This window comes from Pseudomonas sp. BCA17, from assembly GCF_004519405.1.
Classification (GTDB): Bacteria; Pseudomonadota; Gammaproteobacteria; order Pseudomonadales; family Pseudomonadaceae; genus Aquipseudomonas.
In genome coordinates this window covers 178,886-192,349 of record NZ_SGWI01000010.1, presented here as the reverse complement: position 1 = coordinate 192,349, position 13,464 = coordinate 178,886, and the positions used below count along the sequence as shown (strand labels likewise).

The window sequence follows — 13,464 nt, the reverse complement described above, 5'->3', positions numbered from 1 at the left end:
AACGTGAAACGCGACACTCCAGAAAAAATAACAATCGGAGAGCCTCATGACCTCAGCAAGTTCCCCCACAAGCGATCTAGAGCGCAGTACGATGCACCGGGTGGCCTGGCGCATCCTTCCATTTCTGATCATCTGCTATTTGATTGCGATCATTGACCGCGGCAACATCGGCATGGCTTCGCTGCAGATGAACGGAGACCTGGGGCTGACAGCGAAAGTTTTTGGTTTCGCAAGCAGCCTGTTCTTCGTGTCTTACTTCCTCCTCGAAGTACCCAGCAACCTGGCCATGCAAAAATATGGCGCGCGTATCTGGATCGCCAGGATCATGATCACGTGGGGCCTCATCTCCGCCGGCACAGCATTCGTGCAGGGCGCCAATTCACTTTATGTGATGCGCTTCCTGCTCGGCGCCGCCGAGGCAGGCTTCTTCCCGGGTGTACTCCTCTACCTGACCTACTGGCTGCCTTCTGCTTATCGCGCACGCATGGTCGCGATCTTCATGGTGGCTATTCCCGCAGCCAACTTTATTGGCTCGCCCTTGTCCGGTCTTTTACTCAGCCTGGATGGATGGCTGGGGATGCGTGGATGGCACTGGCTATTTATTCTCGAGGGCATACCCGCTGTACTGCTTGGACTTGCCTGCCTGTTCGTACTTACGGATCGCCCCGAGCAGGCCAAATGGCTCAGCGATGAACAGCGCAACTGGTTGACTCAGCGCCTGGCCGACGAAGCCTCGAGAAAGACTGCAATCGGCCATATCTCGCTGTGGAAACTGCTGCGCCATAAGGACATCTGGGTGCTCGCACTGATCTACTCGGGCGCGTCCGCCGCCGGCAGCACCATGAGTGTATGGGCGCCTCAACTGCTCAAGACCTTCGGATTGAGTTCCCTCGAGATTGGCCTGGTGAATGCCATTCCCTACGGCATCGCCTCGGCGCTCATGATCGTGTGGGGGCGCAGTTCAGATCGCACAGGCGAACGTCGCTGGCACACGGCAATGACCTTATTGCTGATCGCGGCCGGACTGCTCATGACACTGTTCACCTCTTCATTGGCCGCCACCGTCATTATGCTGACCATGGTTCTGGTCGGCGCATACTCAATGAAAGGGCCATTCTGGGCATTGGTTTCTGGCTGGCTATCCTCCTCCACTGCCGCCGCCGGGCTGGCAGCTGTAGGCGCGATGGCAAACCTGATCGGTGGTGGTCTGATGGTGAACGCTTACGGCGCGATCCACGATGCAACCGGTAGTTATGCGCTGGCACTCATGCCACTTGCAGCCCTCTGCACATTGGCCGGAATCATGGTCCTGGTGGTCGGTCGCAAGCGCCAGCGGGAACAAGCCGAACTGGGCGCATCCATAATCGCCAAGTAGGCATTTGCTGACTAAAACCACGACACCTACGCTCCCGTAACGGAGCGTCGGCATTACTATGTAAAACAAAAACAAGAGGTTCTGCGATGCTCCTATCCCGTCGCCGCTTCCTGCAGGCAGGCACCGCATTGGGCGCTGCTGCGTCCATGGGTGCGCTTGCCAACGTACCTTTCAGCCAAGGGGACGAAAAACCAAAGCTTACGCCACCGGCCGGCAGCGTAGATTGCCATATGCACTTGTATGATGGCCGCTACCCCGCTGCAACCAATGCAACCTTGTTCCCGCCCGATGCTTCGCTGGAAGATTATCGCCAACTGCAAAAACGCCTGGGCATGACAAGGATGGTTATCGTAACGCCCTCCACGTACGGCACCGACAACCGTATTTTGCTCGATGGATTGCTTCGCAGCCGCGGCGATGCCCGAGGAATTGCGGTTGTTGATGGGTCAATCACCGACACAGCGCTGGCGAGCCTGCACAGCGCCGGCGTGCGCGGCATACGCTTTAATCTGAGTGTCGGCGGTGCAGCACTCGACGACCTCGAACCACTTGCTTCACGCGTGAATGAACTGGGCTGGAACGTCCAGATCGCACCCGGCCCGCTTCTGGTGGAGCTGGAGCCACGACTGGCAAAGCTGTCGGCAAGGGTGGTCATCGATCACATGGGGCACGTGCCGCAACCGGAAGGACTGAACGCTGCCGCCTTCGCTTCGATTATCCGGCTGCTGGATAATGAAAAAACCTGGGTCAAGCTGTCCGCCCCCTACTTGCGCTCAAAGACGGGGGCTCCGACATATGACGATGTCGGCAAGGTAGCCAGTGCCATGATCAGGCATAACGCTGAGCGCATGCTGTGGGGGAGCGACTGGCCCCACCCGACACTTGCAATAGACCAGAAACCTGACGACGCTACTATTCTGGATCTATTGGCCCTCTGGGCCCCGGACACAGGTACACGCGAACTGGTTCTTCGCGACAACCCCATCTCACTTTACGGTTTCTAACTCCACCCCGGCGTTTTGGCTTTCCGCCGGCTTGAGCCCCAAGCTACGCATCAGGTCGCGCGCAGCCTCGAAAAAAACATCCTTCAAGTTGTCGGCGCACTCCTCTGTCAGTCGGCTGGCCGGCCCTGAAATGACGAGTGCGCCCATCAACTCTTGCTGCCCGCCATAGATCGGCAGCGCAATAGAAGACGCATGTGGATCCGTCGCGCCGCGAGAGTAGTACGGTTTTTCCAGCGCAATGCCAACATGAAAAGGGGCTCGCAGTGCCTGGGCTCCAGCAGCCTCATCCATGGGACGCATATCGCCAGGCTGCATATTCAGTCGCAGGCGATGTGAAGAATTCACCCGGTACTGACACATCCGATAAGCGCCGTGGCGAACATAGAAGGAAACGGTCTCACCCGTTTGTTCGGAGAGGTACTGCAGTCGCGGCATCACATGACGCTCAAGATCAAGCGACTCCTGATACACAGCATTAAGTCTCATGACCTCGCTGGCCAACTGATAACGTCCATCGGTCATCCGCGTGATGTACCCTTGGTTTTCAAGCGAAACCATCAAACGCATGATCGTGCTCTTGATAAGCCCTGTTCGCGCCACCAGCTCAACCAGACTCAACGCAGAATCACCGATTCGGAATGCAGACAGAACGGTCAAGACTCGGTCAGCCGAAGCCACACCGTTTACCGCTGGACGCGGCCGCGCCTTTACCATCGAATATACCTCTATTGCTGGGCCCGTTTAAAAACCGTCAGGGCAGGAAAACTCATTATCTTACAACGATAGTCTCCTAGCCATCCCCGCCCTCGCCGTCACTGCCAGGGACAAGCCGTCAATATCGCCGAGGGTGTAGCCTTTGCCGGTGGGCTTGGTCTGCAGGATCGCAGCAACTGAAAGATGCCATGCGTCCAGCCTCGTCAGGGCTGGATATTCAGAAAATGACTCGTCGGGCTTTTGTAACAATCCGATCTCGAAGCCCGCCATTTTTATGGACTGAAAATGTCCGGATAGCCTTGGCTTCCGATGGATTCTGAAGGCCATCACTGTAGACGTAAGGCAGCGGAGTCAATTCTTGCACAGCCCCGACCTGAGCTACGGCTGGACCTGCTGGGCCCAGTTCGCATCTGGCTCGACCACCCCAACCACGAGACGGATAGTGCACTGGTGCGCGGTCTGCCCTTGGATCAGCTACGCGCCAGCTTGACCAGCCATGGCTGGGTCGAACAATCGATACCCTCGGAAATCGGCGGTATTTTGGCTAGCGAGTTTGCCAAGGCCGACATAGTCCTGGCGCTGCCCCCAAGCGCGGGCGCAGATGTACACGGCATTGCCCGCGTGTTGGCGTTACAAACAGCCGACAGGCGCGACAGTAGTTCGCAAATGAGATGAGCTATAAGCTTGCGAAGCATCTCCACGCTCCGAGGGTCCACGCATGAAGCCCTTTAATCGCCGACGCTTCCTCACCACGACGTTGCAGGCCATGGTCCTCGCGCCGCTTTTGCGTGTTCGCCCCACGCTTGCCGACGATAATTTCAGGCCGTTGCGCACGGTCGCCGCGGAACACGGGCTCTCGTTCGGCTTCGCGGTAGATCCCGCCCTGCTCGATACCAACCCATCGTATCGGGACGTCGTGGCCCGGCAAGCGGGCATCGTGGTGCCGGAAAACGCGTTGAAATGGGCCCAGGTCCACCCTGCCCCGGACCGCTATACCTTCACACCGGTGGACCGTATCTTAGCGTTTGCGCAGGCGAATCATCAGCACATGCGTGGCCACACACTGTGCTGGCACCGCGCCCTGCCCGACTGGGTCACACACACGGTGACACCCGCCAACGCGAAACAGGTACTGACGCAACATATTGCCGCGGTGGTCGGCCGCTACCGCGGCAAGATAGTCTCCTGGGATGTCGTCAACGAGGCCATCCAGCTCGACGACGGGCAGGCAGGCGGGCTGCGAGACACCTTCTGGTACCGGATGCTCGGTCCCGGATATATCGACCTGGCCTACGAGGCCGCGCACCGTGCCGACCCAGACGCCGCCCTCTGCTACAACGAATACGGCCTGGAAAGCGACTCACCTGCCGGCACACGCAAGCGCGCCGCCGTGCTTGCCCTCCTGCGGACCCTGAAGCAGCGCGGCGTACCGGTGCATGCGCTGGGCATCCAGTCTCATCTGCGCGCCGCAGACCCGCACAGCTTCGGCTCAGGGCTGGTCGGGTTTCTGCGACAGGTGCATGACTTGGGACTTGACGTCTATATCACTGAACTCGACGTGGACGACAGTCACCTGACGGGAGACGTGAACCAACGCGACGCCATCGTGGCCGGCACGTACAAGCGATACCTGGACCTCGTGCTCGGAACAGGCACGGTATCAGCCGTCTTGACCTGGGGTGTATGGGATACCGTGCACCGCACCGGTGCTACGCCTTCAATGGGACCATCGGCCCAGCGACCGCTGGCGTTCGGCCCGCAGGGAGTGATCAAACCAACCAGTTGGGTCGTCGAGCACTGCCTGGCAAGGCGAGCAAGCTAGCTATGCGCGCGAAACGCGAGTGTTCAATCGAAGGCGCATTTATCGCCTTATGTTTGTGTGGGGTGCGCTCAAAATGCTTTGACGCCCGTCCTTCAGACTCAGCCTGCGGAACTCCACCCACTGATTGAACACGGCCTCGAAGGTATGCTCCGTCGCAAAACGAACAGCAAGCCGCTGTTGTTTGCGATGATCATAGGGGTTTGATGCCCCGGGCAACCAAAGCACGTGCCTCGTCACGACTGGCACGGCCTTTTTTAAACCCAATTTGGGGGTAGCTACCGGGCGACAGATGCTCATCTCGCTACGCACATTGCTCCAGCAACAAACCGATTCAGTACCCGTCAGGATTCTGGACTTAATCCTGGACTTCAACGCATCGGATAATGCTGGATTAAATGATTACGCCGAAACGAAAAAAGGACCCGAAGGTCCTTATTTCAATCACTTACAGAATTCAATGGAACTCTGTAGCGCTATATTTGGAGCGGGAAACGAGACTCGCATCTGGCGTCCGACCCATTGAAATCTAAGGGGTTTATTTTCTTGCCGAAGCAGGAAAGGACTCAATTCTGGACTTGCTCGAAGGGTAGATCAAGAACAGAAAAAATAACTCCAATCCAAGCCGTGCTACCGAGTGCTCTCTACAGCTACTCGGAGAAGCAACCATAAAGCCGCTGTTGTGGAGGGCCGCTCCAGATCGAGGCCTCTGTTTTTTAAATGCCACCTCGATCCAGGGCAATGGTGTCCTCAGCGGCATTACCTCAAAACTATTTCTGACCTATTCGAGTTGGTAATTCAACCAAATATGGTGCGTGCCATCGGTGTCGATTTTGATCCCTCCTGATCCCGATATCCCTCTCAAATCACCTGTACCACTGCCTCCGACTATGCAGAAAAATTCATCTGCCCGATCAGTGCCGGTTGTGGAGGCAGAGTGGATGAAATTGAAGGCGCCTTCTTTTCCATTCACCGCACCTTTGAAGCTCTCAATTGCGATGTAACTGCCCGTCCTGGTCGTCTGGTCGAACGCCGCAGTAAAAACTGTTGAGGAAACACCGTCGATAGCACCCGAGTAGCATTTCTCCATGGTGCTGATAGACACTGGCAAGAAGGTAGTAATCTCGGGGGTTGGGCTCAGGCCTGTTGGTTTGAAATTCTTAGTAGAAAAAGTGGCTAACGCTTCCATTCACATCCGCCTCTATCCAAATGAGTGAGGTTCTCACTCTACTCCGTACAGTACGCACAGAGCCAAATGTAGTGATCAACTAATCCCAGACACGACGTTAAATTTTTCTTCGGCCCGAGCTGGCGCCAGTCCGCCGTTGAATTGATCGGGCCTTGGAAAACGAAAACGAGCGACGTACGGACTTCTACTACCACCCGGTCGGGCACCTGCTGGATGAGACCGGTTTCGATGGCCGCACCACCCGTTATCAGGAAGCCATCGAGTACGTGAAGATCGAGACTTAAACCGGTCGCCCTGAATGGACGCCCGGTTTGCCTGATTTACCAGGTAGTGCCGGGAACCCTATTTCAGCTACTCCCTTCCAGAAATACCTCTATAAGAAAGATCCGTACAAGCACTTAGTATGTTTTATTCTCCTGATCCCATGTTCCTTCGTCGGCAGCCAAACCCTCTAGCAAGCGACAGTAGTCGGCAAACATTGCGTCAACCAGCGTCGAAGTCAGGCGGTTAGCCGCGAGATCCCAGTGGATCAACAAACCTTCTGCCTGCTCGATACTCAGATTGTCCAGCGCCACACCGTGAGTGCGACTCGCACTTTTAACGAGTGTTACTCCCTCGGGCAGGTCCAGTGGACCTTGTGGGTTGAGTCGGGTAAACACCACAGGGAAATCAAGTTTGCGTGGTCGTTGTTTATCCGTCGCCACCTTACGAAGTGCTTGCAGGCCATTGGTCATGCTGTGCTGTTGATCCTCGGTGAAGATCCGTTCGCAACGCCGGGCCTGCTCTATAAAAGTCATAGGTTCATTGTTGAAATCGATCCAGCTCAACGTAGTGAAGTCGCCGACCAGCGCGTCGATCTGCGGGTGTACTGCAGGCCTCTTCCAACCAGGGGCCACCAGAGTAAAGGCCGGCTGGGCGCAATGTTTCGTAATGCTCCAGGCATAGGCAGAAATCAGTACCGCGTCGGCAGAGATTCCCGTTCGTGCGATACGATCACGCAGCGCTGGCCAACAATCAAGGTAGTGCTCATATTCCAGGTACAGGCCATTGATATCCATTTCGTCATTCACCTGCGGCCCTTGGGGCAGCAGTCGGAATTTTTCCTGCCAGTAAAGAGCTGCGTTTTGTGCCGCAGGTGTGCGGTTGTACTGTCCGAGAGCCTCCATATAACTACCAAAATTGATGACCAACGGCGTCTGCGGTAGACCGTGGTAGAGATTCAGTAGTTGATGGATCAACAGATCTCGACTGGGAAGGTCGACGAGCAGCAGGTCCACCGCCAGATGCACCAGGCTGCGTTGTTCATCCAGTGTACTGACCCGCAGTTCAGCGTAAGGCCACTCTCCCAGCGCCGTCACCCGGCCAAGCATCTCTTCGACGATCCGCGATCCACTGATATTCTTCTCGACTGTTTCGAGTTTCATCAATAGCGGTGCTTCCATCATCTGCTGGGTGCCACTGGGCAGAATCCGCGTCCGCAGCATCGGATGGTGCGCCACTAACTGCTGCCAGGCTTTTTCCAGTCGAGCAATATCCAGCGCTTCGATAGCAACGGCCATATAGAGATGTGAACTACCCTGCCCCCGGTGCAAAGAACGGTTGAAAGCGTAGGCCTGCTGCTGATCAGTCAATGCAAAAGGTGTCTTTGGCGGCGCATCGGGCGCCAGCTCAAAAGGCGCCGCATGAACCAGCGTTGATGTTTTGAGCGCCGACCAGTCGTTATCACCGTTCGCCAACGTGACCAGCAACTGGCAATAGTCGCCAAACAGCTGATCGATCATGCCGACGGGATAGCAGTCGATGGCGACGTCCCAGCTGAAACTCAACGCCCCGCCACGCTCGCGCAATTGGTGATCGAGGTTGATCTGTGGCGTCTGAGTGACGCAGTAGTGTTGGGCGTCGCCAAAGCTCGGCGCGCCGTCGATTACCGGGTTGTTGAGCATCGAGGTGAAGACCACCTCGCCACCGTTGAACAGCCTCGATTTGTCGCCACGCTGACGGACTTCGCGAAGTGCAGAGATGCCACTGACGCTGGCGTGATCAAGGTCCGCCAGCAACTGGCGCTGCACCTGTTGCGCCAGTTCGGCCAGGGTTTGTTCCGCCGCGCCGGCAAAGACAAAGAACTGCGTGGAGATCAGCGGCCCGACCAGCCGATCAATGTCCGGGTGCACCGGGAGTCGGCCATAACTGGTCGAGATCAACGAAAAGGCCTTGCCGGCATTGGCCTGTTGCAGGATCAACCCGAACAGACTCAACAGCAGTGCAGTGCCTGAAACCTGCAAAGCATCGCCCCGCGCTTTCAATCGCTGCCAGCAGCTCTGCTCAAGGGTTGAGGTCAATCGACGACGCTCGCGGCCAGCAGGTCGCGATGCCTTGGGCAAGGACAAGCCAGTTGGTGCCTGCGCCAGCTTGTCGACCCAGTACTGCAAATCACGCTGGTAGCGTGGCGACTGTTTGAAAGCCTCCAGCGACAGCTGATAATCACGCAACGACACGCCCTGATCCGGCAACTCGGTGGCAGACTGCTGATAAATCATCAGCCATTGCTGCAACAGCACCTCCAAAGAAGTGGCATCGACAATCAACTCGTCAATGCTCAGGTGAACCCGGTTGACTTGGTGATCCAGCAGCGAAACGACTATTTCAAACAGCGTTTCCTGGCCGCTCAGATAAACCTTGTGCGACATCGATGCGCGAAGGGCTACCAGCGAATGCTCGCGTTCGGCGGGTTCGCTGCGGCGCAAGTCGCGGGTCTTGAAACGATAAGGCATCGGTTCGCCGACCTGCTGGCGACCGTCCGCCAGCAACCTGAGCCGTAGCGCATCGTGGCGAATCATCAGCCGATTCCACGCCTGATTCAGCCGGTAGACGTCCAGCTCCGGCCAGTCGAATTCCAGATAGATATGGCAGCCGACCCGCTCAGCCTCGGCCAACAGCGTACGACCTGACAAAAACGATTGCTGGATATCATTGAGGGCAAAAGGCAGATGGCGGGCGTCGGGCGCCACCTGCAACGCCGGCACCAGTTGATCGTCGCGCTGCCGTTCCTGCACCGCCAGATTGGCTTCGACTTCACCGAGACTCAAGTACGGGCTCAGCTGTGACAGCGATACCGACCGTTGCAGTTGCTGTTCCAGCCTGGCCTTGAGGCCCACGGCGCCCAGAGAGCTGAGGCCGAGGCTGGCCAGGCTGCGCGTTTCGCACCCCGTCAGTGCCTGCGGCTCACACCCCAGCAGTTCGGCGAGGATCTGGCGCACATTTTTTTGGCACGGCGTTTCGCCCTCACTTGGGTGGCTCAGGGGTTCAGCCCGCCGCGGTGCCAGCCAGTGCCGCGATTGCGCAAAGGCGTAGCCCGGCAATCCAATTCGCTGTGGTTCATCGAGACGCGGCATTTTGCGCCAGTCCGGTTCCACGCCCCGGCGCCAATAATCGGCCAGCGCGGGCAAGTCTCGCTCCGCCAGTGCCTGAGTGATTGCGTCGGCATCTGCATCCGACTGCTCATCGGCCAGCACGATGTCATCGCGCATGCCTCGGGCAAGCTCGTCCAGTTGCAGTTGCAGGGACGCAATGCTGTCCGCCACACGCGCCCAGCGGCAAGCCATCGCCGTTCGGCCCACTTGCAGCGTATAGGCGATGTCGGCCAGACACAGGTCCGGGCGTTGGCAAATGGCACGGCTCAGTCGTGCAGCCTGCTCCGTCAGCCTGTCAGCATCGTGTGCCGACAACAGGATCAGTTGCGGCCCGATATCAGCTGCAGTTACACGCAGATGATCAACAAATTCCTCCACCACCAGATGGGCATTGACGCCGCCAAAACCATAACTGTTGATGCTCGCCCGACGTGGCAGCTCGTTGCCGTCGGCATCCTGCACCGCCGGCCATGGCCGGTTCCCGGACGCGAGCGACAGTTGCTGCGGATCGAGCGTGATCGCCGGGCTGAGTTGTTGATACCCAGGTATGCCCGGCAGTTGCTGCTGTTTTACCGCATCAATCACCTTGAACAACGCCGCCATGCCGGACGCCAACTCACAATGCCCGATCAGCGGCTTCAAGGTGCTGAGGCTCCACGCAGCGCCGGGTTTGTCATCGCCATTCAATTGCGTGCGCGCGGCCTGAATCGCGCCGATTTCGATGGCATCGCCCATCGCCGAACCCGTGCCATGGGCTTCCAGGTAACTGACAGTGTGCGGCGCAACCCCGGCGCTGCGGTAAGCGGCCACCATCGCCGCCTGCATGCTCTCGTGATCGGGGGCGGTCAGTGAAATCCCTCGACCGCCATGCCCGACACCGCTGCCCTTGATCTTCAAATGAATCCGGTCACCGTCGCGCAGGGCATCGGCCAAAGACTTGAGCAACAGCACGCCCACCCCTTCGGAGCGCACATAACCATCAGCGCCAGGCTGGAAAGAACGGGTGTGCATCTGTTCGCTGAGAAACCCCATCTGCCGGTAGCCGGCCGTTTCAGCAGGCGACAGCAACAGATTGACCGCGCCGATCAGCGCCTGTTGACACTCGCCGGCCCTGATCGCCTGCATGGCTCGATGCAGCGCAACCAGCACCGACGAGCAGGCGGTGTTGCAATACTCGCTGGGCCCGCGCAGGTCGAGGAACCAGGAAATCCGATTGGCGTACATGCAGGGCGAAGAAGACGTCAGCAGAAACGGGCTGTCGCGGGGGACCTCGACAATGTCGCGGTACTCACTCGGCGCGGCGGCGACAAACACGCCGGTTTGGCGGCAGGCAAACGCTGCGGCAGGAATCGCGGCATCGTCGAGTGCCCACCAGGCATGCTGCAACAGCAGCCGCTGCTGCGGGTCCATCAGCGCCGCTTCCGCTGCCGAAATGCCAAAAAACTGATGATCGAAATACTCGATCCCGTCAATGTAGCCGCCCGCAGGTCCAGCCGTTGCGCGCTCCTTTGGCACTTCGCGTATCAGACTGGCACCGTGGCGAACAGCAGTCCAAAATCCCTCCAGTTCGCCACCGGGAAAACAGCCACTGATGCCGATGACGGCGAAATCATCCTCTTCTTTGACTGGAGTCGATGGCGGTCTTGCCGCCTGAATTTCTTTCGGCGGCGGCATTTGCCTTCCGAGGCGCTCTTGCAACGCCGCGACGATTTTCTCGATGCTGTTGTAGCGAAAGAAAAAGCTCGGTTCCAGCGCCAGACCGAACGTCATTCCCAGCTGTTCGCTGAGAGCGAGCAGATCAGCCGAGTCCAGTCCCAGCTCCATCAGGCTATGACGTGATGACACTCGGCTGTCTTGCGCTTGTCCCAGGCAGCGATTGACGCCCTGGCGCACCGCGTCGTCGATGGAGATCGCCGGCTGCTCAACCATTGCCGTGGTCAGCTGAATTTCCTGGCGCTGACGGCGGGCCAGGTCATAACGCACCAGAACGCCGTACCCTGCATTGTCGGCATCGGCGGGACGATAACCGGGCACCAGCCGCTCGATTCGCGCGCCGTGCAATTCGTGGAAACGCAACACTGGGTCCAGCAGCACGCCCCGCTCGTCACGGCTATGAATGTAGTCCGCCTGGGCGATGTCGCGGTACTTCGGATAGTCCTTGCAACGAGTCACGCCGACCACCGTGTCGACACCGTTGAGCAGCGTGCAATATTGCAGCATGAACTCCAGCAACTGATCGCCGTAACCGCTGTACTGATGCGCCGGCAGGATGTTCAGGCTCTGGATTTGTACGGTGCTGCCATTGCCGTGAAACAGCTGATCGACCGTGGCGAAATTGACCCCGAACAGCGCTTCGATCCGGGTGATCCGCTGGGAATAGATGACACCGACCACTTCGCCCTTGAACTCCAGCGCCAGTTGGCCGGCAGGGTCCTGGCCCAAACGGCGGCGCAGAATGTGTTGATCCACCCGGCCACCTTCGGGCCAGCAGGCCTGTTCCAGCGTCAACAGCGCGGGCATGTCCGCCAGCGTCACATGCCGGACGCGGTATTCACGCGCCCGGTAACAACCGCTGGTGGCCGCGCAGTCGATGCCGTCTAGCGGCAGCCTGTGCAGCATCCCCGGATCGGCAAACAGCCCGGCACCGGCCAGCGCCATCAGGTAGTGCGCTGCTTCAACCGGGTAATGACAGGCAAAGTGATCCACCTTGGGACCGTCGGGGCGCCAGTGACTTTCGCTGAGCACTATCGGTTGCTCGCCGATCAGCGCTGCCAGCGCTTTTGCCGAGGTCTGCAGACTGCCAAGCACGCTGGCGCCTTCCGCCGCCAGGCCGTCGGGCCGCAAGTAATAACGCTGCGGCGCTTGTAAGGCTGATTGCTGCGGCGCCGTCCCCGGCGGTTGCAGATTCTGCTGGCCGATGCCCAGCCACAACACTCGCTGATCGGCACCAACACCCGCGTCCCGAATCCGCTGGCGCAGCGCCGCCGGATCGCTCACTGCTGCGTCAAGCACCAGCAATTGCAGGGGCTTGCTGTCCAGTACCTGGCCCCGGGCCGTATGGTGTCGCACCCATTGCCCCAGCTCGCTCAATGAAACGCCGGGATGGCTGCCCAACTCGACGATCCAGTCCGGTTGCGTGGACAACGGCTGCGCATCGAAGACCTTGTCCAGCAGCTGTTCAAGCGCGGGTCGGTCACCTGACCAGACGTGTTGTTCACCTGCACCCTTCAGCCATTGCAATACGTCTGCCCACTGCTCGCCCTTGCCGAACAACAGGCCATCTAGGGTCGTGGGCAAACTGGCGTAGTACGCCAGAAAAGGCTCGCTCAGACGTTCCGAGAGGAGCGCGCGCCGCTCGGGATTGAACACCAGGTGCCGTTCTTCGCGGCGAATCCACTGCTGAGTGCGCAGAAAATCGCTCAGCAGCCGAGTTTGCTCATGGCCGGTCTGGCCGTCGTCGATGCACCGCGTATCCACCTGGCCAGTGTCAGTATTGATTGCCCCGTTCAGTTGCAATCGGCGCAACAGCACCAGCGACAACAACTCGTTCAGGCCACGGATAAACGCCGGACAGTGCAGATTCCAGTCCAGCGCCGACAGCTCGAGCCAGCGCCACAGGTGCGGTATATCCTGCGCGTCCGGCAATCGCTGCGGCGCCAACCACGAAAACAGTTCGGCCATCTGCGTGGGCAATGTGTCGATTGCCGAGGCCCGACCCGTGAAGAAATACTCGTCGCCATTCGACGGATTCAGCCAGCCAAACGCCTTGAGTCCGTCGAAGGCCACCCGTAACGGACCAGGATTGATCGAAGCCGCGGCGGCAAACCGCTCAAACCCGAACGACTGGTTGATCCCGCGACCGGAGATCAGCTGACGACTTTCCAGGCTCAGCACACTGGCAATGAAAAACAACTGATCGGTCAATGTGGCGTTCATCGTCTTTTCCATGACAA

At 58.6% G+C, this 13,464-nt stretch carries 7 protein-coding genes; 4 read left to right on the top strand and 3 right to left on the bottom strand.

Going from position 1 to position 13,464, the window contains the following annotated elements; all coding sequences use genetic code 11:
* Window positions 1–46 precede the first annotated feature (46 nt).
* Both EXW71_RS27770 and EXW71_RS27765 read left to right on the top strand, forming a co-directional pair.
* Window positions 47–1,375, top strand: coding sequence for an MFS transporter (locus tag EXW71_RS27770; protein WP_134660736.1), 1,329 nt, complete (start codon window positions 47–49; stop codon window positions 1,373–1,375).
* 86 nt (window positions 1,376–1,461) lie between these two features.
* Complete coding sequence (locus tag EXW71_RS27765) at window positions 1,462–2,379, top strand: amidohydrolase family protein (RefSeq protein ID WP_134660735.1); 918 nt, start codon at window positions 1,462–1,464, stop codon at window positions 2,377–2,379.
* Here the strand turns inward: EXW71_RS27765 and EXW71_RS27760 are convergent.
* The gene (locus EXW71_RS27760; protein ID WP_134660734.1) at window positions 2,362–3,093 is read right to left on the bottom strand and encodes an IclR family transcriptional regulator; all 732 of its coding nucleotides are present in this window, start codon (window positions 3,091–3,093) and stop codon (window positions 2,362–2,364) included. The two genes, EXW71_RS27765 and EXW71_RS27760, sit on opposite strands and share 18 nt — an antisense overlap.
* Before the next feature lie 718 nt (window positions 3,094–3,811).
* On the opposite strand from EXW71_RS27760, the gene EXW71_RS27750 reads away from it, so the two are divergent.
* Entirely contained in the window at window positions 3,812–4,915 is a 1,104-nt protein-coding gene (locus tag EXW71_RS27750; protein WP_134660732.1) for an endo-1,4-beta-xylanase, read from the top strand.
* A 778-nt stretch (window positions 4,916–5,693) separates the two neighbouring features.
* Here the strand turns inward: EXW71_RS27750 and EXW71_RS27740 are convergent.
* Window positions 5,694–6,101 (bottom strand): DUF3224 domain-containing protein, encoded by a 408-nt coding sequence (locus tag EXW71_RS27740; protein ID WP_134660731.1) that lies wholly within the window; start codon window positions 6,099–6,101, stop codon window positions 5,694–5,696.
* 152 nt (window positions 6,102–6,253) lie between these two features.
* Between EXW71_RS27740 and EXW71_RS29195 the strand changes: the two genes are divergently transcribed.
* Window positions 6,254–6,385, top strand: coding sequence for a hypothetical protein (locus EXW71_RS29195; protein WP_256657145.1), 132 nt, complete (start codon window positions 6,254–6,256; stop codon window positions 6,383–6,385).
* A gap of 114 nt (window positions 6,386–6,499) precedes the next feature.
* Here EXW71_RS29195 and EXW71_RS27735 read toward each other — a convergent pair whose 3' ends face one another.
* Window positions 6,500–13,459, bottom strand: coding sequence for a beta-ketoacyl synthase N-terminal-like domain-containing protein (locus EXW71_RS27735; protein WP_256657144.1), 6,960 nt, complete (start codon window positions 13,457–13,459; stop codon window positions 6,500–6,502).
* Window positions 13,460–13,464: the final 5 nt, after the last annotated feature.

Bases quoted from the DNA above. Each gene is read 5' to 3' on its own strand.
- EXW71_RS27770 (WP_134660736.1), top strand. From the start codon at position 47: ATGACCTCAGCAAGTTCCCCCACAAGCGATCTAGAGCGCAGTACGATG.
- EXW71_RS27765 (WP_134660735.1), top strand. From the start codon at position 1,462: ATGCTCCTATCCCGTCGCCGCTTCCTGCAGGCAGGCACCGCATTGGGC.
- EXW71_RS27760 (WP_134660734.1), bottom strand. From the start codon at position 3,093: ATGGTAAAGGCGCGGCCGCGTCCAGCGGTAAACGGTGTGGCTTCGGCT.
- EXW71_RS27750 (WP_134660732.1), top strand. From the start codon at position 3,812: ATGAAGCCCTTTAATCGCCGACGCTTCCTCACCACGACGTTGCAGGCC.
- EXW71_RS27740 (WP_134660731.1), bottom strand. From the start codon at position 6,101: ATGGAAGCGTTAGCCACTTTTTCTACTAAGAATTTCAAACCAACAGGC.
- EXW71_RS27735 (WP_256657144.1), bottom strand. From the start codon at position 13,459: ATGGAAAAGACGATGAACGCCACATTGACCGATCAGTTGTTTTTCATT.